Consider the following 23,694-nt stretch of genomic DNA (forward strand, 5'->3'; position numbering starts at 1 on the left):
GGCCTGATAAAATGTATGTCTCGCTGATTGGAGTTCAAGATGCGCATCCTCGCAGATGAAAATATCCCCCTTCTGGATGAATTTTTTGGTGCCTTTGGATCGATCAGGCGAATGCCAGGCCGCGCCATGGACAGGGCTGCCGTGGGCGAGGCTGATGTTCTCATCGTAAGGTCCATAACACCGGTAACTCGGGCATTGCTGGAAGGTTCACCGGTCCGTTTCGTGGGGACGTGCACCATCGGTACGGACCATCTGGACATTGATTATCTGGAATCGGTTGGCATTGCCTGGAGCAGTGCGCCGGGGTGCAATGCACGCGGCGTTGTCGATTACGTTCTGGGTGCGCTTCTTGCCTTGAGCGACGCCCGCGGAGTCTCGCTGAGTGAGCGCACCTATGGGATTGTAGGCGCCGGACAGGTTGGTGGCCGTCTGGTGGAGGTGCTGAAAGGGTTGAACTTGAATGTTCTTGTGTGTGATCCACCACGTGCGCTCTCCGCGCCAGATGATTTTGTCTCGCTTGAAACCGTGATGGAGAAATGTGATGTCATTTCTCTGCACGCACCGCTGGTACGTTCCGGGCCTGACGCGACGTATCACCTTTTTGATGCTGAGCGCCTGGCTGAATTAAAGGCCGGAACATGGCTCATCAATGCGTGCCGTGGGGAAGTTATCGACAATCAGGCGCTTCGTAAATGTCTGGTCGAAGGTGCCGATCTGGAAGTTGTTCTGGATGTCTGGGAGAGTGAGCCTGAGGTCGATGTCGAGCTGGCCAAGCGATGCCGCTTGGCGACACCTCATATTGCTGGCCATAGTCTTGAGGGCAAGTGGCGCGGTACTGCAATGATTTACGCTGCCTTTTGCGCCTGGCAGGAACAGCGGCCAGAAAAAGCCTTGGAGGACTTTCTACCTGAACAGTGGCTATCGAAGATCGAGCTTTCGGCCAGCGCTACGCCTGAACAGGCACTGAGACTTTTGTGTCGGGCCGTTTATGATCCGCGCAATGATGACGCCGCTTTTCGATTATCACTCAAAGGTGATACTCAAACGCGGCGTAACGGGTTTGATCTGCTTAGAAAGCATTATCCCCAACGTCGGGAAATTACCGGACTTCGCGTTTATACCGATGCAAGCCCGGCAACTTCCCGAATCGTAGAGGCACTAGGCGCTACATGTCTGTAATTACTCAGGGTGTGTAGGCGTCTTGAGAGAGTCGTCTGGCTCACGACATGCCTTTTGAATCATGGCCTCGGTAATCGGGATCTCGCGACCCTTTTCATCGATGAGGGCGCCACCCAGGCGTTGAGCATGATCGGAGGTTGTGTGCTGAGAAGTGTTCTGAACGGTCATTTCAGTCTCCTTTGCCATATGAGTCCAACCTAGCCAAGACAGGTTAAGAAGATATGACAACCTAGAGCGTCCAAAAGTGCTGCAAGGGTGCATAGCGTTCGCTATGCACCTGGCCTGTCAGTGGTATTCGCAAAGATAAGCCGTTTCTACGCTGACTTTGAGCTGGAATTTGCTGTTGGCCGGAACGGTGAATTTCTGGCCTGCCTCAAAAGTTTCCCAAGCATCACTGCCAGGTAGTTTGACCGTCAGGGCACCTGCTACCACGTTCATGATTTCCAATTGGCTCGTTCCGAATTCGTATTCACCTGGCGCCATGACACCAATGGTGGCTGGCTTACTGCTCAGATTGAAGGCGATGGATTTAACGGTGCCGTCAAAATATTCGTTAACCTTGAACATGGCTTTCCTTAGGATTGTTTTAAACGTCAAGCCAGTATGCCGAAACCTTTACGCTGCCGCCACTAAGCCATTAGTGCACGGTTATAGGCAGTAGCCTTGCCGTGTTACGCGCGTCCTCCAAGGCCCTGTGCGGCTGACCATGAAAGCAGTATCCGGCAAGGCTCAGGGCCGAGCCCAGGCTGACAGGGCGGGGCAGTTGCCTGGACTTCGCAAAGCGCTGCTTGAGATTCATGTGGGGAGTGCGTGCCAGGAGTGTGCTGATTCTGTGCTCACGCCAATCACGCTGTAGCTGACGGCGATCATAGTCACCCCAGCTGCACCAGCCCGCCAAATGCGCTTCATGGCTGCTCAGCCATTGCTCAAAGTGTTGCCAGACCGCATATAAAGGCGCTGCGCTGTCTACATCGTCTTGGGTGATGTGCGTAAGCGATTTGCAGAACGCGGTCAGCAGAGGCCGATGCAGGGGTCTTACATAGCTCTGGAAGTGATCAAGCTCTTGTCCGGTGCTATCGATCAACACGGCGCCGATCTCGATGATCTCCATCTCCTCGACAGGCCATCCGCCTTCATCAGTGGTCGCTTCCAGATCGATGACCAGCCAACGCTTCATCGTGCCTCCAAAGAGCTTCTTGTAAGTAAGAGGACAAGGCATCCTAGTAACGGACCGGCGCCCACAGGCAGAGACCTGTATCAAGATAGGCAAGTTTCAGGCTTAAACACAGAGCTACTCACATTTTGAGGCTCTTCTGACGAAGGGTGTGACTGAATCCATGCCGGTGCCGACTATTAAGTTGGACGCCAGGTATCAGCCGCTTGGACAAACGTTTGAGTGGCGCTTGGCGTTGGGGCTAATCCCCCTTATGCTTTTTGTATCTACTACTCAGGTCTATACGTTATGGAATGCCGTGCCGGCTGTGGTGCATGTTGCATTGCGCCTTCTATTTCCACGCCATTGCCTGCGATGCCACAGGGCAAGCCTGCAGGTGTGCGATGTGCACATCTAAGCGAAACCGATTTATGTGAGTTGTTCGGAAAGCCGGAACGACCGCCGGTGTGCAGCGCATTTTCGGCAGAGCCTTTTGTCTGTGGTGAAAGCCGTGACGAGGCACTTATGCTGATAGCGTATCTGGAAGATGTGACTGCCGCCTGATTCAGCCCCGCTCATACACGCTTTATGCTCATAACAAGAAAGGGAAGTTTCAATGCGTACTTTTTTTAAAACAACTGTTTTAACGGCTCTGTTCGCGACGTTGTGTTCTGGCGCCTACGCCGAGGAATGGAAACTGGCAAAGGATGAAGATGGGATAAAGGTCTACACCCGTAGCGTGGAGGGGTCTAAATACAAGGCCTACCGTGGTGTTGTTACGATCAAGGCTACTCCTGAGCATATCGAGCAGCTTCAGGAGGATACCGCCAGCTCTTGCAAGTGGCTCTATCGTTGCCAGCAGCTCAAGGTGCTTAAGCAGCAGGGGCAGGACACCTGGACCTATATGCGCATTGAAATGCCCTGGCCGGTCACGGCGCGTGATGTGGTGCTGCATGTCACAACGGAGCAAGCCGGCAATGGAGGTTTCGTTCGTCATTTAAAAGGGGAGCCCACTTACACACCTCCTGCAGACGGCTATGTGCGAGTCAGCAGTTTCGACGGTAAATGGCAGGTGCTGCCAAAGGCGACAGGATCTGTGGAGGTGACGTACGAAGCCCAAAGCGAACCGGGCGGAAGCATACCGTCCTGGTTAGCTAACAGTTTTGTCGTTGATGCGCCGTTCAACACCTTGCAAGGTCTTCGTAACGCGGCGGAGAGCCGTTAACCCAAATAAAAACGCCCCGGTTTAGCCGGGGCGTTTTTTATCTACCGATCAGATCAAGCGATCTCAACCGCATCGATCTTAGCCTTGGCTGCGCTTTCGCGGAACTCGGCAATTTGATCGAAGCTTAGGTAACGGTAGACATCCGACGCCATGCTGTCGATGTCCTTGGCGTACTGCATGTACTCTTCTGTCGACGGGAGCTTACCCAGGATGGAGGCAACGGCCGCCAGCTCCGCAGAGGCCAGGTACACATTGGCACCATCGCCCAGACGGTTCGGGAAGTTACGAGTCGATGTCGAGACTACAGTCGAGTTGGAGGCCACACGTGCTTGGTTACCCATGCACAGTGAGCAGCCTGGCATCTCCATGCGAGCGCCAGCCTTGCCATAGATGCCGTAATAGCCTTCCTCGGTCAGCTGATGCTGGTCCATCTTGGTTGGCGGGGACAGCCACAGGCGGGTCGGAATGGCGCCCTTGACCTTGTCGAGCAGCTTGCCAGCCGCGCGGAAGTGGCCGATGTTGGTCATGCAGGAGCCGATGAAGACTTCATCGATCTTGTCGCCAGCCACTTGAGACAACAGGCGAGCATCGTCCGGGTCGTTTGGCGCGCACAGAATCGGCTCGGTCACTTCAGCCAGATCGATTTCGATGACTTCGGTGTACTCGGCATCGGCATCAGCTTCCATCAGCTCTGGATTGGCCAGCCAGGCTTCCATCGCCTGAGCACGGCGCTCTAGGGTACGGGCATCGCCGTAACCTTCGCTGATCATCCAGCGCAGCAGCGTGATGTTGGACCGCAGATACTCGGCAATGGATTCCTTCGAAAGCTTGATGGTGCAGCCAGCAGCGGAACGCTCGGCCGAGGCATCGGACAGCTCGAAGGCTTGCTCGACGGTCAGATCCGGCAGGCCTTCGATCTCGAGGATGCGGCCAGAGAAGATGTTCTTCTTGCCTTTCTTCTCGACGGTCAGCAGACCTTTCTGGATCGCATAGTAGGGGATGGCATGCACGAGATCACGTAGCGTGATTCCCGGCTGCATCTTGCCTTTGAAGCGAACCAGTACCGATTCGGGCATATCCAGCGGCATAACGCCTGTTGCAGCGGCGAACGCTACCAGGCCGGAACCTGCCGGGAAGGAGATGCCAATTGGGAAGCGGGTGTGCGAGTCGCCGCCAGTGCCAACGGTATCCGGCAGCAGCATGCGGTTCAGCCAGCTGTGGATGATGCCATCGCCCGGACGCAGAGAAACACCGCCACGGGTACGGATGAAATCTGGCAGGGTGTGGTGAGTCTTGACGTCGATCGGCTTGGGATAGGCGGCTGTATGGCAGAAGGACTGCATCACGAGGTCAGCGGAAAAGCCCAGGCATGCCAGGTCTTTCAGCTCGTCGCGAGTCATCGGGCCGGTAGTGTCCTGGGAGCCGACAGTAGTCATCTTCGGCTCGCAGTAGGTGCCCGGACGAACGCCGACCACGCCACAGGCCTTGCCAACCATCTTCTGAGCCAGGGTATAACCCTTGCCGGTATCAACAGGCTGCTCAGGCTTCTTGAACAGGTCGGAGTGTTCCAGGCCCAGTTCGGCGCGAGCTTTTTCAGTCAAGCCACGGCCCACGATCAGCGGAATACGACCACCTGCACGAACCTCATCCAGCAGAACCGGCGTTTTCAGCTCAAACGTGGCAACCACGTCGTCGCTACCGTGACGGGTCACTTTGCCTGCATAGGGGTAGACGTCGATCACGTCGCCCATTTCCAGCGCGGAAACGTCGAACTCGATTGGCAGAGCGCCCGCATCTTCCATGGTGTTATAGAAGATCGGAGCAATCTTGCTACCAAAGCAGAAGCCGCCAGCGCGTTTGTTTGGAACGTAGGGGATGTCGTCACCGAAGAACCACAGTACCGAGTTGGTAGCGGATTTGCGGGAAGAACCCGTGCCTACCACGTCACCCACATAGGCAACCGGGAAGCCTTTGGCGCGAACTTCTTCGATCTGCTTCAGCGGGCCGATGCTGCCTTGCTGCTCCGGTACGATACCATCACGGGCCATCTTCAGCATGGCCAGGGCATGCAGCGGGATGTCAGGACGCGACCAAGCGTCAGGCGCAGGGGAGAGATCGTCAGTGTTGGTTTCGCCGGGTACCTTGAAAACGGTCAGGGTGATCTTTTCCGGAACAGCCGGGCGAGCCTTGAACCATTCACCGTCTGCCCAGGATTGCAGAACGGACTGAGCGTTGGCATTTCCTGCCTTGGCTTTTTCGGCGACATCATGGAAGGCATCGAACATCAGAAGCGTATGCTTGAGTTGTCCGGCGGCTATGGTGCCAAGCTCGGCGTCATCCAGCAGCTCGACCAGCGTGGCGATGTTATAGCCACCCTGCATGGTTCCCAGAAGCTCGACCGCGCGCTGCTTGGAGATCAGCGGGGAGCTGGTTTCGCCTTTGGCGACAGCAGAAAGGAAGCCAGCCTTGACATAGGCGGCTTCGTCAACGCCCGGCGGTACGCGATTGGTGATCAGGTCAACGAGAAATTCTTCTTCGCCGGCCGGCGGGTTTTTCAGAAGTTCGACCAAACCTGCAGTCTGTTCGGCGTTAAGCGGCTGGGCAACGATACCCTGCGCGGCACGCTCTTCTACGTGTTTACGATAGGCTTCAAGCACAATATGACCCTCATCAGTGGTCCAGTAATGACGTCCGGGATCTGGCGATCCCATGAGCCCGAATGACGAAATAGCAATCGCTAGCAAGAGGCAGGAGCCAATGTGACGTCATTCAGGCTCCGGTGCGAAGCTGTTTTCAAAGTTTTACGCCAGCGGTATTACACGTGGGCCAGAATGCAGACGTGTGATGAGTACGCTGCACCCTGACCGGGAACCTGCCGGATAATTGTGTTCGTGACGCTTTGAAAACAGCTTCGTATCGGACATGGCGCCCCTTAGGGCGTACGGATTCTACTCCAAGGTTTCGCTAAAGTTAAGCTGAACATGCGACTAAACGACGCTGACCTTAGTTAGACGAAAGGCTAAAATAGGCTTTTGCTTGATCGGAACGACTATGTCCAACCAGCGCATAAAGACGCCCTGCGTCGGACTTTGCTCAACGGTATTCGGCGACCAGGTTTGCCGGGGCTGCAAGCGATTTCATCACGAGATCGTGAACTGGAATGCGTATAACGATGAAGAAAAGCGAGCTGTCTGGGCCCGTCTCGAGGTGCTCCTGACCCAGGTGGTTTCTGCAAAGCTCGAGGTGTTTGATCCGCTACGCCTGAAGGAACAGCTACAGCAACGGAAGATTCGCTTCATTCCTGAGCAGTCCGAATATTGCTGGGCCTATCAGCTGATTTCACGCGGCGCGCGCCATATTCAGCAGGTCGATGCTTATGGCATACATATTTTTCCTGAATTCAGGGAGCGCCCGCTGATGGAACTGCGTGATGCCATCGACCAAGAGTTTTTCATCCTCTCCGAAGCTCACTATGAACGTTACATTGCGCCACGTTTCCTGCTTGAAGGAATGGACGTTCGAGTCTGACACCGCGCACCGTATAATCACCTCATATTCCAGTGCAATCGCTTCAGGCGGATGTGCTTCCCTTGATTCTGGAACAGATGGTTAGCCGCCTGTTGATTAAAGGATTTGCGTTATGTTGTTGCCCGAAATGGACGAATTCCTGGCCTGTAAAACGCCGGAAGCTTGGGTGGAAGCTGCTTTGCAGGATCTTCCTACCCTTTTGATCGATCATGCCAATAATGAAAAGAAAGCAGCGGGCGCTGCGTTTCATTACCTGTTTACCTACAGCAATAAGTTGGATCTAGTAAACAAGATGTCAAGGATTGCCCGTGAAGAGTTGCGGCATTTCGAGCAGGTGCTCCAAATCATGAAGAAGCGTGGCATTGCGCATGAAAACGTAACGTCGGCCCGCTATGCCGGTGCCATGCGTAAGCTGTGCCGTAATCATGAGCCGTACCGACTAACGGACTCGCTTGTCGTAGGAGCCTTTATCGAGTGCCGTTCATGCGAGCGCTTCTCTGCAATTGCTCTGCATCTGGATGAAGAATTGAGCAAGTTTTACAGCGGACTGCTCAAGTCGGAAGCACGTCATTATCAGGATTACCTGAAGCTGGCCTATCTATATGGTGACGAGCAGGATGTGACCGCCAAGATTCAGGAGATCAGAGCGCTAGAAGCCGAGCTTATTGCCTCGGCGGATACGGAGATGCGCTTTCATAGCGGTGTGCCGCGCGCAGCGTAATAGCCATTACGCTTCGAGCTATCACGCCAGCTCGAAGCGTTCCTGCTCTAGCTGGTCACGGGAAATCTTCAGGACCCAGCCGTAACGGTCCCAGTCACCCAACACAATTCGCGTTGCAGCACTGCCATCAAGCATGAATTCATGTGTGGCAGGACGATGTGTGTGCCCGTGAATCAGGGTCTGAGTGCGGGTGCGCCGCATGACGCCCTCAACCTCTTCAGGTGTGACGTCTACAATATCCATGGCTTTTTGCCGGGTCTGCATCTTGCTCTCGTTGCGTAATTTCCTGGCCAGCTCGCGACGCTTCTTTAAAGGAAGATGGCGCAGGATCCACAATGAAACCGGATTGCGAAGCCAGCGGCGTAATCGCATGTAGGCTTCGTCCCGTGTGCACAGACTGTCGCCATGCATCAGCAGAAGGCGCTTGCCTTCGGCTTCGATAACGGTCGGGTCGGCCAGTAGGGTACATCCTGCCAGTCGGCAAAAATCCTTTCCGATCAAGAAATCGCGATTGCCATGTATCAGAAAAATACGTGTGCCGCCTTGAGATAAGGCCTTTAGGGCTCGTGCGATGCCTTTTTGAAACTCATCCATGGCGTCATCGCCGATCCATACCTCAAAAAAGTCGCCTAGAATATACAAGGCATCGGCGTGAACAGCTTCTGTCTCAAGAAAACGCAAAAACGCCCGGGAAATATCCGGGCGTTCAGGTTCGAGATGCAGATCAGAGATCAGTAGTATCACTCAACGATCTCGGCACGCTCGATAATCACATCCTCAGCCGGTACATCCTGATGGCCGGCGCGAGATGTAGTAGCAACACCCTTGATGGCATTGACGACATCCATGCCTTCAACAACCTGACCGAATACAGCATAACCCCAGCCTTGTGTAGTCGGGGCGGTGTGGTCCAGGAAGGTATTATCTGACACGTTGATGAAGAACTGTGCGGACGCTGAGTGCGGGTCCATGGTACGTGCCATGGCGACCGTGCCATTGCGGTTGGAAACACCGTTGTTCGCTTCGTTCTTGATCGGTGCACGGGTGGACTTTTGCTTCATGCCAGGCTCAAAACCGCCGCCCTGGACCATGAAGCCATTGATCACGCGATGAAAGATAGTGCCATCATAGTGACCGCTCTTTACATACTCTTTGAAGTTGGCTGCTGTTTCAGGAGCCTTATCTTCAAACAGTTCAAGAGTGATGACGCCGTGGTTTGTATGCAATTTGATCATGGAATTTATGTCCGTGGTCAGATAGGAAGTTTGTCAGGGTCTTGACGGGTTCGGCTATGATACGGACTTTGATTTAGTCGGCCTACCCTTAAGCCGAACAACACATTATTAAGGACCCCATGAGCAAGCCAGAAACTCCCGCTACTCCAGCGAATTTTCTTCGTCAGATCGTCCAGGCTGATCTGGATGCCGGCAAGCACACAAAGATTGTGACACGCTTTCCGCCAGAGCCTAACGGTTATCTCCACATTGGCCACGCCAAGTCGATTTGCCTGAACTTCGGGCTGGCTCAAGAGTTTGGCGGCGAGTGCAATCTGCGCTTTGACGATACGAACCCAGCCAAGGAAGATCAGGAGTACATCGATGCTATCAAAAGTGATGTCGAGTGGCTGGGCTTCAAGTGGGCAGGTGAGGAGCGCTATGCCTCTAATTATTTCGATCAGCTCTATGACTGGGCGATACACCTGATCAATACGGGTAAAGCCTATGTTGATGATCTTACGCCCGAGCAGGCGCGTGAGTATCGTGGCACATTGACCGAGCCGGGCAAGAACAGTCCTTTCCGTGACCGCTCCGTTGAAGAAAACCTGGATCTCTTTGCACGCATGAAGGCGGGTGAGTTCAAGGATGGTGAAAAGGCGCTACGTGCCAAAATCGACATGGCCTCGCCAAACATGAATTTGCGCGATCCGATTTTGTATCGTATCCGCCACGCCCATCATCACCAGACAGGTGACAAGTGGTGCATCTACCCGAGCTATGACTTCACACATGGCCAGTCGGATGCAATCGAGGGAATCACTCACTCTATTTGCACACTCGAATTCGAGGATCATCGTCCGCTGTACGAGTGGTTCCTGGCAAATCTGCCTGTGCCGGCGCAACCGCGTCAGTACGAGTTCGCCCGCCTGAATTTGAACTACACCGTAACCAGTAAGCGTAAGCTGAAGCAGCTGGTTGATGAGCGGCATGTAAGCGGCTGGGATGATCCGCGCATGTCCACGCTGTCTGGTTATCGCCGTCGCGGTTATACACCAGCCTCCATTCGTAATTTCTGCGAGATGGTAGGCGTTGCTCGCTCCAATGGTGTAGTCGATATCGCCATGCTTGAGTTCAGCATCCGGGAAGATCTGGACCGAAATGCGCCTCGGGCCATGTGCGTACTGCGGCCGCTCAAGGTTGTCATCACCAATTATCCTGAGGGCAAAGTGGAGCAGTTGGAGCTGCCACGTCACCCGAAGGAAGACATGGGGATGCGTACGCTACCGTTTACACGTGAGCTCTACATCGACCGCGATGACTTCATGATCGATCCGCCCAAGGGGTACAAGCGCCTTGAGCCAAATGGCGAAGTTCGTCTACGGGGAAGTTATGTTGTTCGCGCCGATGAGGTTATCAAGGATGAGGCGGGCAATATCGTCGAACTGCGTTGCTCGTATGATCCTGAAACCCTCGGGAAGAACCCTGAAGGCCGCAAGGTAAAGGGTGTCATTCACTGGGTGCCTGCCGAGGGCAGTGTTGAGTGTGAGGTTCGCCTGTACGATCGTCTGTTCCGTTCGCCGCAGCCTGAGAAGGCGGAAGAGGGGCAGACCTTCCTGGATAATATCAATCCGGAATCGCTGCAGGTGCTGACTGGGTGCCGTGCTGAGCCATCGCTTGCACAGGCCCAGCCAGAGGACCGTTTTCAGTTCGAGCGTGAAGGTTACTTCTGTGTCGATCTGAAAGACTCAAAGCCGGGTGCTCCGGTCTTCAATCGTACCGTCACCTTACGCGACTCCTGGGGGTAATAATGCCACTTGCGATCTACAACACGCTCACCAAGACCAAGGAAGCATTCAAGCCGCTCGAGGACAATAATGTCCGTATGTACGTGTGCGGTATGACAGTCTATGACTTCTGTCATATTGGTCATGCACGTGTGATGGTGGCATTTGACGTCGTGGCTCGATGGCTGCGCAAGTCAGGTTACAACCTGACCTACGTACGAAACATTACAGACATTGACGACAAGATCATTCGCCGTGCGCAGGAAAATGGCGAAACGTTCAAAGACCTGACTGGACGTATGATCGAAGCGATGCATCAGGATGAAACCCGGCTGGGTGTTCAGCGTCCAGACGTTGAGCCCTGTGCGACTGATCACATTCCTGGCATGTTCACTATGATCCAGACCTTGATAGACAAAGGTTATGCCTATGCGCCTGGAAACGGAGATGTGTATTATCGAGTAGGACGTTTTGCGGGATACGGCAAACTGTCACGCAAAAAGATTGAAGATCTCCGCATTGGGGCCCGTATTGAGGTGGATGAGTCCAAGGAAGATCCTCTGGACTTTGTCTTGTGGAAGGCCGCCAAGCCGGGTGAGCCCAGCTGGGAGTCACCATGGGGGACGGGTCGTCCCGGTTGGCATATTGAATGCTCGGTCATGTCTACGTGCTGCCTAGGTGATACGTTTGATATTCACGGCGGTGGCCCTGACCTGGTTTTTCCCCACCACGAGAACGAAATCGCTCAGAGTGAGGCTGCTACGGGGAAAACATATGCGTCATCTTGGATGCATGCGGGGGCTGTGCGGGTAGATGGCGAAAAGATGTCCAAATCCCTGGGCAACTTCTTCACTATTCGCGAAGTGCTGGAGAAATACCACCCGGAAGTCGTTCGTTATCTGCTGGTTTCCAGTCATTACCGCAGCCCGATCAATTATTCTGAAGAAAACCTCCGTGAAGCACGCGGCGCGTTGGATCGCTTCTATCACGCCTTGAAAGGTCTACCGCAGGCATCGCCTGCTGGCGGTGAGCCCTATGTGGAGCGTTTCGCGGCCGCAATGGATGACGACTTCAACACGCCAGAGGCCTGCGCGGTCCTGTTTGAAATGGTCCGTGAGGTCAATCGTCTGCGAGACCAGGATATTCAAGCTGCCGCTGGCCTTGCCTCTCGACTCAAGCAGATGGCTGAAGTGCTGGGTGTTCTACAGCTGGAGCCGGATGAGTATCTACGCGCAGGTGCGGAGGGCAAGGTTGACGAAGCGGCCGTAGATCGCCTGATTCAAGCGCGTCTGGATGCGCGAGCAGCAAAGAACTGGGCGGAGTCGGATCGTATTCGCGATGAGCTGACAGCGATGGGTGTCGTGCTTGAGGATAGTAAAGGTGGAACGACGTGGCGTTTGGCCAACTGAGTTCACCTGATATAAAAAAGGCCGCATTAGCGGCCTTTTTTATGGGGAGATATTTTTAATCGGCATGCAGCTGTTCAGCTGCATAGAGCGTGTTCTCCAGCAGGCAGGCACGCGTCATGGGGCCAACACCGCCAGGAACAGGCGTGATCCAGCTGGCGCGTTCCAGAGCTGTTTCATATTCGACATCGCCAACCAGTTTTCCATCTGCCTGGCGGTTGATACCTACGTCAATGACAATGGCGCCTTCCTTGACCCACTCGCCCTTCACCAAGCCTGGTTTGCCTGCCGCCACCACCACCAGGTCGGCCTGGCTGACATGGGCGGCCAGATCACGGGTGAAACGATGAGTAACTGTTACTGTACAGCCGCCCAAGAGTAGCTCCAGCGCCATGGGGCGACCGACAATGTTGGAGGCGCCTACCACCACTGCATTCATGCCGTACAGGTCTGCCCCTATACTTTCCAGCAGACGCATAATGCCCTTGGGCGTACAGGGGCGGAGCAGGGGAATGCGTTGAGCGAGTCGACCTATATTGAACGGATGGAAACCATCAACATCCTTGTCGGGACTGATGCGCTCAAGCAGATTGGAAGCATCAAGGTGAGCGGGCAGGGGAAGCTGAAGCAGGATGCCGTCAACTGCAGCATCTGCGTTCAGTGAGTCAATCAGCGCTTCCAACTCCTGCTGTGTGGTAGTGCTCGGAAGGTCGTACGCCCTGGATACAAAGCCTACTTCCTCGCAGTCCTTTCTTTTGTGAGTAACGTATACCGTGGAAGCTGGGTCGTCACCTACCAGAATGACTGCCAGGCCAGGGGCGCGTAACCCGTGTTGACGCCGCTGGGCAACGCGTTGGGCAATTTCTTGGCGGAGAGAAGCGGCGATCGCTTTACCGTCGATCAGTTGAGCAGTCATATGCAGATAGGTCTTGCTAATGGAAGAAGGATGCTTATTTTCGCATGTACGCACTAAAGGAAGAAGCCTTGGTGAGAGGGTAGTGAACCTATCTTCTTAATTTTTTTAAAAAAATTGTTGACGAGTGGTCGAGTCATTCGTAATATACGCCCCGCTTGCCGAGCACAGCCTGAAACGAAATGAGAAGGCGATGCGAACCGGCTCAGCTTCTTAGGAGGCTGTTTCGTAAGCAACGGTTGCTGCGCAATAAAGCGCCCGTAGCTCAGCTGGATAGAGCATCCGCCTTCTAAGCGGATGGTCGCAGGTTCGAGTCCTGCCGGGCGCGCCATTGGCGGTTCGGCGCAAGCAATGCAATATGGTGGGCGTAGCTCAGTTGGTAGAGCACAGGATTGTGGCTCCTGGTGTCGTGGGTTCGATTCCCATCGTCCACCCCATATTGAGAGCATCAGGCATTAATAATGCCTGATGCTCGTTTTAAGTGTTACGCGGATGTGGTGGAATTGGTAGACACACTGGATTTAGGTTCCAGCGCCGCAAGGTGTGAGAGTTCGAGTCTCTCCGTCCGCACCATAGTGAAAAAGCCGACAGCGATGTCGGTTTTTTTTTGCCTTGAAAATGGCTGGCATGTTTCGGGTATGAGCGAGAGGGGTTGCAGGCTTTTTTCATGCTTGGTGACCATTACCTGCTTTATGCAGGATGACTTCCGTATCCTCTACCTCTAGAATGCTTGCCCTGTTTCTGGGGGCCGGAACGGCCGGCCTATGTCTGTGCCATGAGGATTATCCATGCAAGTTTCTGTTGAAAGCACCTCCGCTCTTGAGCGCCGAATGACCGTAGGCGTGCCGGCCGAGCGTATCGAGACCGAAGTCGCCAAGCGTCTGCAGCAAACTGCTCGCCGCGTGAAAGTGCCTGGTTTCCGTCCTGGTAAGGTGCCGATGAGTGTTATTCGTCAGCGCTACGAAGCCAGCGCTCGTCAGGAAGCCTTTGGTGATCTGATTCAAGAAACATTCTACGAAGCCATCGTTCAGGAAAAACTGAACCCGGCAGGTGCGCCTTCTGTTGAGCCCAAGGCTTACGAAAAAGGCAAAGACCTTGAATACGTCGCCACATTCGAAGTATTCCCTGAGTTTGAAGTGAAAGGCCTGGAAGACATTCAGGTTGAGCGTCTGCAGTCCGAAGTCGCTGATAGCGATCTGGATAACATGCTTGAGATTTTGCGTAAGCAGAACACTCGTTATGAGGAAGTCGACCGCGAAGCGGCCAGCGATGATCAGGTCACTATCGATTTCGTAGGCAAGATCGACGGTGAAGCCTTCCAGGGCGGCTCTGCAAACGGTACTCAGCTGGTGCTGGGCTCCGGCCGCATGATTCCGGGCTTCGAGGAAGGCCTGGCGGGTGCAAAGGCGGGCGAAGAGCGTGTGCTTAATCTGACCTTCCCGGAGGATTATCAGAACCTGGATCTGGCTGGTAAGACTGCCGAGTTCACTGTGAAGGTAACCAAGGTTTCTGCCCCGCAGCTACCTGAAATGAACGAGGAGTTCTTTGCTCAGTTCGGCGTTCAAGAGTCTACTCTGGAAGGCTTCCGTGCTGAAGTTCGCAAGAACATGGACCGTGAGCTGCGTCAGGCGATCAAGAACAAGGTCAAGAACCAAGTTATGGATAGCCTTATTGCTGCTAACCCGATCGAAGTTCCAGCCGCGCTGATCAACAGCGAAGTTGATCGTCTGCGTGTTCAGGCTGTTCAGCAGTTCGGTGGCAACATCAAGCCCGATCAACTGCCGGCTGAGCTGTTTACCGAGCAGGCTAAGCGCCGTGTTGTTCTGGGTCTGATCATTGCCGAAATGGTTAAGCAGTTCGAGCTCAAGCCTGACGACGAGCGTGTACGTGCACTGATCGAGGAAATGGCCTCTGCCTACCAGGAGCCTGAGCAGGTCGTTGCCTGGTACTACCAGAACGAGCAGCAATTGAACGAAGTGCGTTCGGTTGTACTCGAAGAACAAGTCGTAGATACTGTTCTTGAAAAGGCTAAAGTGACCGATAAGCAGGTTTCCTACGAGGACGCGGTCAAACCGGCCGAGGCCCCGCAAGCAGCCTGATCTTTACCCGCCTCGAATCACATAAGCCAGCCTCGTGCTGGCTTATGCGTCTTAAGGCAAGACCATCCTGATAGGGAGTGATCGCAGGACATGTCCCGCAATTCGTTCATGCAAACAATGCCCGAAGTTCAAGCCGCTGGCGGCCTGGTGCCCATGGTGGTCGAACAATCTGCTCGTGGCGAGCGCGCGTATGATATCTACTCGCGTCTGCTCAAGGAGCGGGTGATTTTCCTGGTAGGCCAGGTCGAAGACTATATGGCCAACCTGGTGGTCGCTCAGCTTCTGTTTCTGGAAGCGGAGAACCCTGACAAGGATATTCACCTCTACATCAACTCACCTGGTGGTTCGGTGACAGCTGGTATGTCTATCTATGACACCATGCAGTTCATTAAGCCCGATGTCTCGACAATCTGCGTAGGCCAGGCGTGCAGTATGGGTGCCTTGCTACTGGCAGGTGGTACTGCCGGCAAACGCTACTGTCTGCCTCACTCTCGTATGATGATCCACCAGCCCTTGGGTGGCTTTCAGGGTCAGGCATCGGACATCGAAATTCACGCGCGTGAAATTTTGACGATCCGTGAGCGTCTAAACAAAGTGTTGGCCCATCATACGGGTCAACCCATGGATGTTATCGCCCGTGATACCGATCGCGATAACTTCATGAGCGGTGATGAGGCTGTGAAATACGGCTTGATCGACAAGGTGTTGGAAAAGCGCAATATTCCCGCTTGAGCCGGCAAGCCTGCCACTAAGTCATGATTACTGAGTGGCAGGCTTGAAAATGCATAGATTTGCCTTCATCTTGTTCCTGTAAGTAACCCGATTGGATTGATCGAATGACAGATACTCGCAACGGTGACGACAACGGCAAGCTGTTGTATTGCTCTTTCTGCGGCAAGAGCCAGCATGAAGTGCGTAAGTTGATTGCCGGTCCCTCAGTCTTTATTTGCGATGAATGTGTCGACCTGTGCAATGACATCATCCGTGAGGAAGTACAGGAAGCCCAGGCCGAAAACAGTGCACATAAACTTCCAGCACCTAAAGAAATCAGTACGATTCTTGATCAGTACGTGATTGGTCAGGAGCGTGCCAAGAAAGTATTGGCTGTAGCGGTATACAACCACTACAAGCGTCTCAACCAGCGTGAGAAGAAAGATGACGTTGAGTTGGGCAAGAGTAATATTCTGCTTATCGGGCCGACAGGTTCCGGTAAGACTTTGCTGGCTGAAACGCTGGCACGTCTGTTGAACGTACCGTTTACCATTGCGGACGCCACTACGTTAACCGAAGCAGGTTACGTGGGTGAGGACGTTGAAAATATTATTCAGAAGCTTTTGCAGAAGTGCGATTACGATGTTGAAAAAGCCCAGATGGGCATCGTCTATATCGATGAGATCGACAAGATTTCGCGCAAGTCTGATAACCCCTCTATTACTCGAGATGTATCGGGTGAGGGCGTGCAGCAGGCTCTGCTCAAGCTGATTGAAGGTACAGTAGCCTCAGTACCTCCCCAGGGCGGACGCAAGCATCCTCAGCAGGAGTTCCTGCAGGTGGATACGCGTAATATCCTGTTTATCTGTGGCGGTGCATTTGCCGGATTGGAAAAGGTCATCCAGAGCCGTTCTACCAAGGCGGGCGGAATTGGTTTCAATGCCGAAGTCCGTAGCCAGGAATTGGGCAAGAAGATCGGTGAGTCGCTTCGTGATGCCGAGCCTGAAGATCTGGTCAAGTTTGGTCTTATTCCAGAGTTCGTTGGTCGTTTGCCTGTAATCGCAACGCTAGATGAGCTTGACGAAGCGGCGCTCATGCAGATTCTGACAGAGCCCAAGAATGCGCTGACCAAGCAGTATGGCAAACTCTTCGAAATGGAAGAGGTGGATCTCGAGTTCCGTCCAGACGCTCTGAAGGCAGTGGCCCGCAAGGCATTGGAACGTAAAACAGGCGCACGTGGTCTACGGTCCATACTAGAGGGCGTTCTGCTCGATACGATGTATGAGATTCCTTCTCAGAAGGAGGTCAGCAAAGTCGTCATCGATGAGAGCGTCATTGAGGGTACTTCCCAGCCGCTGTTGATTTACGAAAACAACGACCCGGTCAAAGCGGCACCGGATGCATAAGTAAAAAGGGGCCCTGCGGGGCCCTTCGCATTAGTTAGCCTTGTTTTCTGATCGATTAGGCCGCATGTTAGGAAAACATGCCATACGGTCGTTTCTATGCGGCCAGTCGAATGCCAAGAGCTGAAACCATGAATAAAACGATTGAATTGCCTCTTTTGCCACTGCGTGATGTAGTGGTGTATCCGCACATGGTAATTCCGCTCTTTGTTGGGCGTGAAAAATCTGTTGAGGCCCTGGAAGCTGCCATGGCCAGCGACAAGCAGATCCTACTGCTTGCGCAAAAGAATCCTACCGACGATGATCCAGACTCCGATGGCCTGTACCGCATGGGTACCGTCGCCACTGTCTTGCAACTGCTCAAACTTCCCGATGGCACTGTTAAAGTGCTGGTAGAGGGTGAGCAGCGCGGCAACATTGAGCGTTTTGTTGAGGCCAAGGGTTATTCTCGCGCTGAGGTTCAGCTGATCGAGGATACCGAAGCGGCAGACCGCGAGTCGGAAGTCTTTGTTCGTAGCCTGATGAGCCAGTTCGAGCAATATGTCCAGCTGGGCAAGAAAGTGCCAGCAGAGGTGCTGTCTTCACTTAATGGTATCGACGATCCAGGTCGCCTGGTCGATACGATGGCAGCCCATATGGCGCTTAAGCTTGAGCAGAAGCAGGAAATCCTTGAGATCGTAGATCTTGCTGAGCGAGTCGAGCACGTTCTGGCGTTGCTGGACGCAGAAATCGATCTGTTGCAGGTCGAGAAGCGGATCCGTGGTCGCGTCAAGAAGCAGATGGAGCGTAGCCAGCGCGAGTATTATCTGAATGAGCAGATGAAGGCCATTCAGAAAGAGCTGGGCGACATCGACGAAGGCCACAGTGAAATCGATGACCTGAAAAAGCGCATCGACAATGCCGGTCTGACCAAGGAAGCGTTGGCCAAGGCCAATGCAGAGCTGAACAAGCTCAAGCAGATGTCTCCCATGTCTGCCGAGGCCACAGTAGTACGTTCCTACATTGACTGGCTTGTGAATGTCCCATGGAAGGCGGAAAGCAAGGTCCGTTTGGATCTGAGCAAGGCCGAGGACATTCTTGATGAAGATCACTACGGTCTTGAGGAAGTCAAAGATCGGATTCTGGAGTATCTCGCTGTCCAGAAACGAGTCAAGAAAGTACGTGGCCCGGTATTGTGCCTGGTTGGTCCGCCTGGGGTAGGTAAGACGTCTCTAGCTGAGTCCATCGCGCGCTCCACTGGCCGCAAGTTCGTTCGTATGGCCCTGGGTGGTGTGCGTGATGAGGCTGAGATTCGTGGCCATCGTCGTACGTATATCGGCTCCATGCCTGGTCGTTTGATTCAAAAGATGACCAAGGTTGGCGTGCGTAACCCATTGTTCCTGCTTGATGAAATCGACAAGATGGGTAACGACATGCGTGGTGATCCGGCCTCCGCTCTGCTCGAGGTGCTGGATCCAGAACAGAACCACAACTTCAATGATCACTATCTGGAAGTTGATTACGATCTGTCGGATGTCATGTTCCTTTGTACGGCCAACTCCATGAATATTCCGGCACCGTTGCTGGATCGTATGGAAGTGATTCGTCTGCCTGGCTATACGGAAGACGAAAAGGTCAATATCGCTACCAAGTACCTGATACCCAAGCAGGTCAAGGCAAACGGTTTGAAGAAGACCGAAGTGACCTTTGACGAGGCTGCTCTAAGAGACATGGTGCGTTACTACACCCGCGAGGCGGGGGTACGTAGCCTTGAACGTCAGGTTGCCAAGGTTTGCCGCAAGATTGTCAAGGAGCACGCCAAGGAAAAAGCGGCTCAACAGGCTGCTGTCACCAGTGAAAGCCTCGAGCACTACCTGGGTGTACGTAAGTTCCGTTATGGTTTGGCTGAACAGCAGGACCAGATCGGACAAGTCACAGGACTAGCCTGGACGCAGGTTGGCGGCGAGCTTCTGACCATTGAAGCGGCTGTTGTGCCGGGGAAAGGGCAGTTGATCAAAACCGGTTCGCTGGGCGATGTAATGGCGGAATCCATTACTGCAGCACTGACGGTTGTGCGTAGCCGTGGCAAGAGCCTTGGTATTCCCAAGGACTTCCATGAGAAGCACGATATCCACATTCACGTACCAGAAGGCGCTACACCCAAAGATGGTCCAAGTGCTGGTATCGGTATGTGCACCGCGCTGGTGTCGGCTGCTACCCGGATCCCAGTGCGTGCTGATGTAGCCATGACAGGTGAGATTACGCTGCGTGGCCAGGTACTGGCCATTGGTGGTTTAAAGGAGAAATTACTGGCGGCACATCGTGGGGGAATCCGCACGGTGGTCATTCCGGAGGAGAATGTACGCGATCTGCGCGACATTCCGGACAATATTAAGGCCGATTTGGTGATTAAGCCTGTCAAATGGATTGACGAGGTCCTTCAGGTTGCGCTGCAATATGCGCCGGAGCCCTTGCCAGATGCGGCTCCTGAAATAGTCACGAATGAAGAAAAGCGCGAGCAGGATTCAAAAGAAAGAATCAGCACGCACTAGCCAGAGCTTCCTTGACACTTTTTTTGAGCCCTTGATATAAAGCGGCTCTTCAAGTGTCAGGCATGCCTCACAGCATCCATTTTTGCCTACACACGTAATATATTCTTATCAGAAATGAACAAGGGGACTTAGAGTGAACAAGTCGGAACTGATCGATGCCGTTGCTGCATCTGCTGATATCCCGAAAGCTGTAGCTGGGCGCGCTTTGGACGCAGTGATCGAATCTATCACTGGTGCCCTGAAGAGCGGTGATCCGGTTGTGCTTGTCGGTTTCGGCACTTTCGCTGTCAAAGAGCGTGCAGCACGCACTGGCCGCAATCCGCAGACTGGCAAGCCGATCGAAATCGAAGCTGCCAAGATCCCTGGTTTCAAGCCCGGCAAAGCGCTCAAGGATGCTGTGAACTGAGTGCTTAAGGGTTTTGGTTTCAATAGACATCTGTCTGTTGAGTTCTAGCACGTGATACCGTTTGGTTCATTCCGCACGAAGACTCGCCAAAGCCCCGTTTAACAGAAGGCGCATCCTCTGATGCGCCTTTTCTCTATTCGCAATTCACCCATGCTGCCTAGCCTTTGGCCAGATGCAGCCGTTTTGGGGGGCGCATGCTGCAGAACATCAGGGAACATTCACAAGGCTGGATAGCCAAGGTCATCATTGGCGTCATTATCTTGCTGATGGCATTGACCGGATTCGAGGCGATCATTCGCGCCGGTAGCCACCAAGGTGCCGTAGCACTGGTAAATGGTGAGGAAATACGCCAGACCGATCTCAATCAGGCTGTGGAGATGCAACGTCGCTCTCTGGCGCAGCGTCTGGGCCCTAATTTCGATCCTGCTCTTCTGGATGAAAAACGGTTACGCGACGCGGCTCTAAAGGCCTTGATCGAGCGCGAGCTATTGCTTCAGGATGCCAAGTCGAACAAGTTTGCTTTTTCTGAAGCGGCTTTGGACCAGCTCATACTTCAAACACCTGAGTTCCAGGTTGATGGGCAATTCAATGCCCAGCGTTTTGACCAGACCATTGCCCAGATGGGTTACTCACGTCTTCAGTTTCGCGAGATGCTGAAGCAGGAGATGCTCATGGGGCAACTCAGAGCGGGTATTGCAGGTACCGGTTTTGTAACCGATGCCGAATTGAATGCCTTCGCAGCTTTGGAACGGCAAACTCGAGACTTCGCAACCCATGTGGTTAAAGCGGATGCTTCGAAAGTTGCAGTCACCAATGATGAATTACAAGGCTACTATGACGATCATCGTAGCGAATTCATGACGCCTGATCAGGTGCTCATTGATTATATCGAGCTAAAGAAAAGCGCTTTTGCCGATAAGGCGCAGGTCAAGCAAGAAGACCTTCAGGCCCTTTATCAGTCGGAAACCGCTAACCTTTCCGAACAGCGTAACGCCGCTCATATCCTGATTGAAGTGAACGACAAGGTGAATGACGAGCAGGCCAAGGCCAAGATTGATGAAATCAAGGCTCGTCTGGACAAGGGCGAGGATTTTGCTGCGCTAGCCAAGAAGTTCTCTCAGGATCCTGGTTCGGCCAACAAGGGCGGTGAGCTCGGTTATGCTGGGCGAGGGGTGTATGACCCTGCCTTTGAAGAAGCCTTGTATGGTTTGAACAAGGGAGACGTTTCTGCTCCCGTACATTCGACATTTGGATGGCATCTGATCAAGCTGCTTGGCGTTCAGGAAGCCAAAGTACCTTCGTTGGAGAGCATGAAGCCGCGTCTTGAGGCTGAGCTCAAGGCTCGCGAGGCTGATCGCCTTTTTGTAGATGCTATCCGCAATCTTGAAAGCGCAGCGTTTGAAGCTTCAGATCTTAGTCAGCCTGCTCAAGAGCAAGGCTTGAAAGTGCAAACCAGCAAGCCATTCGGACGTGAGGGCGGCGAAGAAGGGGTTATTGCCAATCGTCAGGTTGTCCAGGCTGCTTTCAGTCCCGAAGTGCTGGAGGATGGTGCCAATAGCAATGCTATCCAGTTGGACGATGAAACGGCTGTCATCCTGCGCGTTAAGGAGCATCGCAAGCCTGCTCAGCAGAGCTTTGATGATGTCAAAGACAATATCCGCAGCACGCTGACCAAGCAGAAGATAGCTGAGACTGCTCGTCAGCAGGGCGAGACGTTGATTGCTGACCTGAAGGCAGGCAAGGCCAATTCGATTAAGGACTGGAAAGTCGTCGAGGCTGCTACACGTAATCAGGAGGGCGTTGACCCGGTAGTACTCCAACAGGTGTTCCGCATGAATAAGCCTGGAGACAATTCCAAGCCGACTTATGCAGGAGTCAATCTGGCTGATGGGACCTACATGGTTATTCGCTTGACGGGTGTCAGCGTTCCGCAGGGCACCTTTACTGACGAAGAAAAGGCTATGTATCGCCGTTTCCTCTCTTCACGCAGTGGCCAAGAGGACTTTGCGGCTTACCGCCGTGCATTGGAGTCCAAGGCAGAAATCAAGGATCTTTGATTTCTGACAGGTAAGTAAAAGAAACCCCGCTTCGGCGGGGTTTCTTGTTTAAACATTAAATTTGTCGCGAATATCGTAGTACCAGGCGCCCAGGGCGGTAAATGGAACGCGGAAAAGACGACCGCCAGGGAAGGGGTAGTGGGGTAGCCGGGCGAATGCATCAAAGCGCTCAGCGTGCCCTGCCAGTGCCTCACCAAGCACGGTACCGATCAGATGGGTAAACGTAACGCCATGTCCGCTGCAACCTTGCGAATAATAGATATTGTCACCCAGGCGGCCTACTTGAGGGAGGCGGGACAGAGTCAATAGGAAATTACCGGTCCAGGCATAATCAATCCTGACGCTGGCCAGTTCTGGAAAGGTTTTTGCCATCTTAGGGCGTATGATTTTTTCCACATCGGCAGGATCACGTGCGCCGTATATAACGCCACCGCCATATATGAGTCGACGATCAGCCGAGAGGCGATAATAATCTAGAAGGTAGTTGCAATCCTCGACACAATAGTCTTGAGGAAGTAATCGTTTTGCCGTTTCCTCAGAGAGGGGTTCGGTGGCAATCACTTGCGTTCCACAGGGCATGGATTTGGCTGCCAGCTCTGGAATGAGATTACCCAGATAAGCATTACCGGCTATTACAACATACGTCGCTCTTACACAACCTTGTGGAGTATGTACAACAGGCTTAGGGCCACGCTCGATGCGTACGGCAGGTGTCTGTTCGTAAATAGTCCCGCCTAATGACTCGACGGCGTCTGCTTCTCCTAGAGCGAGATTAAGGGGGTGGATATGACCGCCGCTACGATCCAGCATACCCCCGGCATATCGATGGGTGCCTACGACTTGCTCAATGGCTCTTTTATCCAGCATTTCTAGTTCATGGTGCCCATGGCGAGCCCAAAGGGCTTGCTGAGCTTCCAGATGTTGCATCTGTCGGGCGTTGAAAGCCGCGAAAACGCCACCGTTCTTCAGGTCGCACTGAATACCATAACGGTTGACTCGTTCTCTGATGATACGTCCGCCTTCGAAGGCCATTTGACCGATCAGTTGCGCTTCACGGGCAGGCAAGGTTCGCTCGATAACATCTATATCCCGGCTATAGCTGTTGACGATCTGGCCGCCGTTGCGGCCGGATGCACCAAAACCTACCCTGGCGGCCTCGAGAATTACAACGCTGTAGCCTCGCTCAAGCAGTGCAATGGCAGTGGAAAGACCGGTATAGCCAGCGCCGACAATACAAACGTCAGCAATGCGTTCACCTTCAAGCAGGGGGCGCTTGGGCGCAGGATGAGCAGAGGCCGCATAGTAGGAGTTCGGATAGGATGTGTTCGGCATATTCATTCCCTGTGTGAAATTTTTTACGC

Annotated in this window: 21 protein-coding genes and 3 tRNA genes; 16 read left to right on the plus strand and 8 right to left on the minus strand. The window is 53.6% G+C overall.

The window, feature by feature from the left end:
• The first annotated feature begins 39 nt into the window (after nucleotides 1-39).
• On the plus strand, nucleotides 40-1,179 hold the full coding sequence (gene pdxB, locus EAW52_RS09845) for a 4-phosphoerythronate dehydrogenase PdxB (protein ID WP_122042272.1): 1,140 nt from the start codon (nucleotides 40-42) through the stop codon (nucleotides 1,177-1,179).
• Here pdxB and EAW52_RS25905 read toward each other — a convergent pair whose 3' ends face one another.
• From EAW52_RS25905 to EAW52_RS09855, 3 genes are all read right to left on the minus strand, one after another.
• On the minus strand, nucleotides 1,180-1,347 hold the full coding sequence (locus EAW52_RS25905; protein WP_019365224.1) for a PA1571 family protein: 168 nt from the start codon (nucleotides 1,345-1,347) through the stop codon (nucleotides 1,180-1,182).
• A 117-nt stretch (nucleotides 1,348-1,464) separates the two neighbouring features.
• Nucleotides 1,465-1,746 (minus strand): pyrimidine/purine nucleoside phosphorylase, encoded by a 282-nt coding sequence (locus EAW52_RS09850; protein ID WP_010794788.1) that lies wholly within the window; start codon nucleotides 1,744-1,746, stop codon nucleotides 1,465-1,467.
• A gap of 70 nt (nucleotides 1,747-1,816) precedes the next feature.
• On the minus strand, nucleotides 1,817-2,356 hold the full coding sequence (locus tag EAW52_RS09855) for an exonuclease domain-containing protein (RefSeq protein WP_122042273.1): 540 nt from the start codon (nucleotides 2,354-2,356) through the stop codon (nucleotides 1,817-1,819).
• A gap of 285 nt (nucleotides 2,357-2,641) precedes the next feature.
• Here EAW52_RS09855 and EAW52_RS09860 point away from each other — a divergent pair, with 285 nt between their 5' ends.
• Together EAW52_RS09860 and EAW52_RS09865 are read left to right on the plus strand one after the other, a co-directional pair.
• The gene (locus EAW52_RS09860) at nucleotides 2,642-2,896 is read left to right on the plus strand and encodes a YkgJ family cysteine cluster protein (RefSeq protein WP_122042274.1); all 255 of its coding nucleotides are present in this window, start codon (nucleotides 2,642-2,644) and stop codon (nucleotides 2,894-2,896) included.
• Nucleotides 2,897-2,948: 52 nt separating this feature from the next.
• Nucleotides 2,949-3,557, plus strand: a complete 609-nt coding sequence (locus EAW52_RS09865) for an START domain-containing protein (RefSeq protein WP_122042275.1) — start codon at nucleotides 2,949-2,951, stop codon at nucleotides 3,555-3,557.
• Between the two features lie 53 nt (nucleotides 3,558-3,610).
• On the opposite strand, the gene acnB is transcribed toward EAW52_RS09865, so the two are convergent.
• Nucleotides 3,611-6,214, minus strand: coding sequence for a bifunctional aconitate hydratase 2/2-methylisocitrate dehydratase (acnB, locus tag EAW52_RS09870; protein ID WP_122042276.1), 2,604 nt, complete (start codon nucleotides 6,212-6,214; stop codon nucleotides 3,611-3,613).
• 394 nt (nucleotides 6,215-6,608) lie between these two features.
• Here acnB and EAW52_RS09875 point away from each other — a divergent pair, with 394 nt between their 5' ends.
• Both EAW52_RS09875 and EAW52_RS09880 read left to right on the plus strand, forming a co-directional pair.
• Nucleotides 6,609-7,085, plus strand: a complete 477-nt coding sequence (locus EAW52_RS09875; RefSeq protein ID WP_019365221.1) for a DUF1289 domain-containing protein — start codon at nucleotides 6,609-6,611, stop codon at nucleotides 7,083-7,085.
• A gap of 112 nt (nucleotides 7,086-7,197) precedes the next feature.
• On the plus strand, nucleotides 7,198-7,806 hold the full coding sequence (locus EAW52_RS09880) for a tRNA-(ms[2]io[6]A)-hydroxylase (protein ID WP_122042277.1): 609 nt from the start codon (nucleotides 7,198-7,200) through the stop codon (nucleotides 7,804-7,806).
• Nucleotides 7,807-7,827: 21 nt separating this feature from the next.
• On the opposite strand, the gene lpxH is transcribed toward EAW52_RS09880, so the two are convergent.
• Nucleotides 7,828-8,550, minus strand: coding sequence for a UDP-2,3-diacylglucosamine diphosphatase (gene lpxH, locus EAW52_RS09885; RefSeq protein ID WP_122042278.1), 723 nt, complete (start codon nucleotides 8,548-8,550; stop codon nucleotides 7,828-7,830).
• Complete coding sequence (locus EAW52_RS09890) at nucleotides 8,547-9,041, minus strand: peptidylprolyl isomerase (protein ID WP_010794780.1); 495 nt, start codon at nucleotides 9,039-9,041, stop codon at nucleotides 8,547-8,549. The genes lpxH and EAW52_RS09890 overlap by 4 nt, the downstream gene beginning before the upstream one ends.
• 119 nt (nucleotides 9,042-9,160) lie before the next feature.
• Here EAW52_RS09890 and EAW52_RS09895 point away from each other — a divergent pair, with 119 nt between their 5' ends.
• Together EAW52_RS09895 and cysS are read left to right on the plus strand one after the other, a co-directional pair.
• The gene (locus tag EAW52_RS09895) at nucleotides 9,161-10,828 is read left to right on the plus strand and encodes a glutamine--tRNA ligase/YqeY domain fusion protein (protein ID WP_122042279.1); all 1,668 of its coding nucleotides are present in this window, start codon (nucleotides 9,161-9,163) and stop codon (nucleotides 10,826-10,828) included.
• A gap of 2 nt (nucleotides 10,829-10,830) precedes the next feature.
• A complete protein-coding gene (gene cysS, locus EAW52_RS09900; protein ID WP_122042280.1) occupies nucleotides 10,831-12,216 on the plus strand; it encodes a cysteine--tRNA ligase in 1,386 nt (461 codons plus the stop codon).
• Nucleotides 12,217-12,271: 55 nt separating this feature from the next.
• Here cysS and folD read toward each other — a convergent pair whose 3' ends face one another.
• Nucleotides 12,272-13,129 carry a bifunctional methylenetetrahydrofolate dehydrogenase/methenyltetrahydrofolate cyclohydrolase FolD gene (gene folD / locus EAW52_RS09905; protein ID WP_122044764.1) on the minus strand — a complete coding sequence of 286 codons (858 nt, stop codon included), beginning with the start codon at nucleotides 13,127-13,129 and terminating at the stop codon, nucleotides 12,272-12,274.
• A 251-nt stretch (nucleotides 13,130-13,380) separates the two neighbouring features.
• Here folD and EAW52_RS09910 point away from each other — a divergent pair.
• The 9 genes from EAW52_RS09910 to EAW52_RS09950 all read left to right on the plus strand — a co-directional run bounded on the left by EAW52_RS09910 (nucleotide 13,381) and on the right by EAW52_RS09950 (nucleotide 22,333).
• A tRNA-Arg gene (locus tag EAW52_RS09910) sits at nucleotides 13,381-13,457 on the plus strand.
• Between the two features lie 30 nt (nucleotides 13,458-13,487).
• Nucleotides 13,488-13,563, plus strand: a tRNA-His gene (locus EAW52_RS09915).
• 51 nt (nucleotides 13,564-13,614) lie between these two features.
• Nucleotides 13,615-13,699, plus strand: a tRNA-Leu gene (locus EAW52_RS09920).
• A gap of 215 nt (nucleotides 13,700-13,914) precedes the next feature.
• The gene (tig, locus tag EAW52_RS09925; RefSeq protein ID WP_122042281.1) at nucleotides 13,915-15,225 is read left to right on the plus strand and encodes a trigger factor; all 1,311 of its coding nucleotides are present in this window, start codon (nucleotides 13,915-13,917) and stop codon (nucleotides 15,223-15,225) included.
• Nucleotides 15,226-15,315: 90 nt separating this feature from the next.
• Nucleotides 15,316-15,957, plus strand: a complete 642-nt coding sequence (gene clpP, locus EAW52_RS09930) for an ATP-dependent Clp endopeptidase proteolytic subunit ClpP (RefSeq protein WP_010794775.1) — start codon at nucleotides 15,316-15,318, stop codon at nucleotides 15,955-15,957.
• 104 nt (nucleotides 15,958-16,061) lie between these two features.
• Nucleotides 16,062-17,342 carry an ATP-dependent Clp protease ATP-binding subunit ClpX gene (gene clpX, locus EAW52_RS09935; RefSeq protein WP_010794774.1) on the plus strand — a complete coding sequence of 427 codons (1,281 nt, stop codon included), beginning with the start codon at nucleotides 16,062-16,064 and terminating at the stop codon, nucleotides 17,340-17,342.
• Nucleotides 17,343-17,470: 128 nt separating this feature from the next.
• A complete protein-coding gene (lon, locus tag EAW52_RS09940) occupies nucleotides 17,471-19,870 on the plus strand; it encodes an endopeptidase La (protein ID WP_019365214.1) in 2,400 nt (799 codons plus the stop codon).
• A gap of 133 nt (nucleotides 19,871-20,003) precedes the next feature.
• The gene (locus EAW52_RS09945; RefSeq protein WP_010794772.1) at nucleotides 20,004-20,276 is read left to right on the plus strand and encodes an HU family DNA-binding protein; all 273 of its coding nucleotides are present in this window, start codon (nucleotides 20,004-20,006) and stop codon (nucleotides 20,274-20,276) included.
• A gap of 194 nt (nucleotides 20,277-20,470) precedes the next feature.
• Nucleotides 20,471-22,333, plus strand: a complete 1,863-nt coding sequence (locus EAW52_RS09950; RefSeq protein WP_122042282.1) for a SurA N-terminal domain-containing protein — start codon at nucleotides 20,471-20,473, stop codon at nucleotides 22,331-22,333.
• 48 nt (nucleotides 22,334-22,381) lie between these two features.
• On the opposite strand, the gene EAW52_RS09955 is transcribed toward EAW52_RS09950, so the two are convergent.
• Nucleotides 22,382-23,665, minus strand: a complete 1,284-nt coding sequence (locus EAW52_RS09955; RefSeq protein ID WP_122042283.1) for an FAD-binding oxidoreductase — start codon at nucleotides 23,663-23,665, stop codon at nucleotides 22,382-22,384.
• Nucleotides 23,666-23,694 lie beyond the last annotated feature (29 nt).

Origin of the sequence: Pseudomonas sp. LTJR-52 (assembly GCF_003691465.1) — a bacterium.
In the GTDB taxonomy this organism is placed as follows: Bacteria; Pseudomonadota; Gammaproteobacteria; order Pseudomonadales; family Pseudomonadaceae; genus Chryseomonas; species Chryseomonas luteola.

What these genes read in the sequence shown, in the direction of transcription:
- EAW52_RS09895 (WP_122042279.1), top strand. Translation starts at nt 9,161, where the DNA reads ATGAGCAAGCCAGAAACTCCCGCTACTCCAGCGAATTTTCTTCGTCAG.
- EAW52_RS25905 (WP_019365224.1), bottom strand. Translation starts at nt 1,347, where the DNA reads ATGACCGTTCAGAACACTTCTCAGCACACAACCTCCGATCATGCTCAA.
- EAW52_RS09955 (WP_122042283.1), bottom strand. Translation starts at nt 23,665, where the DNA reads ATGCCGAACACATCCTATCCGAACTCCTACTATGCGGCCTCTGCTCAT.
- EAW52_RS09850 (WP_010794788.1), bottom strand. Translation starts at nt 1,746, where the DNA reads ATGTTCAAGGTTAACGAATATTTTGACGGCACCGTTAAATCCATCGCC.
- cysS (WP_122042280.1), top strand. Translation starts at nt 10,831, where the DNA reads ATGCCACTTGCGATCTACAACACGCTCACCAAGACCAAGGAAGCATTC.
- EAW52_RS09890 (WP_010794780.1), bottom strand. Translation starts at nt 9,041, where the DNA reads ATGATCAAATTGCATACAAACCACGGCGTCATCACTCTTGAACTGTTT.
- EAW52_RS09865 (WP_122042275.1), top strand. Translation starts at nt 2,949, where the DNA reads ATGCGTACTTTTTTTAAAACAACTGTTTTAACGGCTCTGTTCGCGACG.
- EAW52_RS09860 (WP_122042274.1), top strand. Translation starts at nt 2,642, where the DNA reads ATGGAATGCCGTGCCGGCTGTGGTGCATGTTGCATTGCGCCTTCTATT.
- EAW52_RS09875 (WP_019365221.1), top strand. Translation starts at nt 6,609, where the DNA reads ATGTCCAACCAGCGCATAAAGACGCCCTGCGTCGGACTTTGCTCAACG.
- lon (WP_019365214.1), top strand. Translation starts at nt 17,471, where the DNA reads ATGAATAAAACGATTGAATTGCCTCTTTTGCCACTGCGTGATGTAGTG.
- clpX (WP_010794774.1), top strand. Translation starts at nt 16,062, where the DNA reads ATGACAGATACTCGCAACGGTGACGACAACGGCAAGCTGTTGTATTGC.
- EAW52_RS09855 (WP_122042273.1), bottom strand. Translation starts at nt 2,356, where the DNA reads ATGAAGCGTTGGCTGGTCATCGATCTGGAAGCGACCACTGATGAAGGC.
- EAW52_RS09950 (WP_122042282.1), top strand. Translation starts at nt 20,471, where the DNA reads ATGCTGCAGAACATCAGGGAACATTCACAAGGCTGGATAGCCAAGGTC.
- pdxB (WP_122042272.1), top strand. Translation starts at nt 40, where the DNA reads ATGCGCATCCTCGCAGATGAAAATATCCCCCTTCTGGATGAATTTTTT.
- clpP (WP_010794775.1), top strand. Translation starts at nt 15,316, where the DNA reads ATGTCCCGCAATTCGTTCATGCAAACAATGCCCGAAGTTCAAGCCGCT.
- folD (WP_122044764.1), bottom strand. Translation starts at nt 13,129, where the DNA reads ATGACTGCTCAACTGATCGACGGTAAAGCGATCGCCGCTTCTCTCCGC.
- tig (WP_122042281.1), top strand. Translation starts at nt 13,915, where the DNA reads ATGCAAGTTTCTGTTGAAAGCACCTCCGCTCTTGAGCGCCGAATGACC.
- EAW52_RS09880 (WP_122042277.1), top strand. Translation starts at nt 7,198, where the DNA reads ATGTTGTTGCCCGAAATGGACGAATTCCTGGCCTGTAAAACGCCGGAA.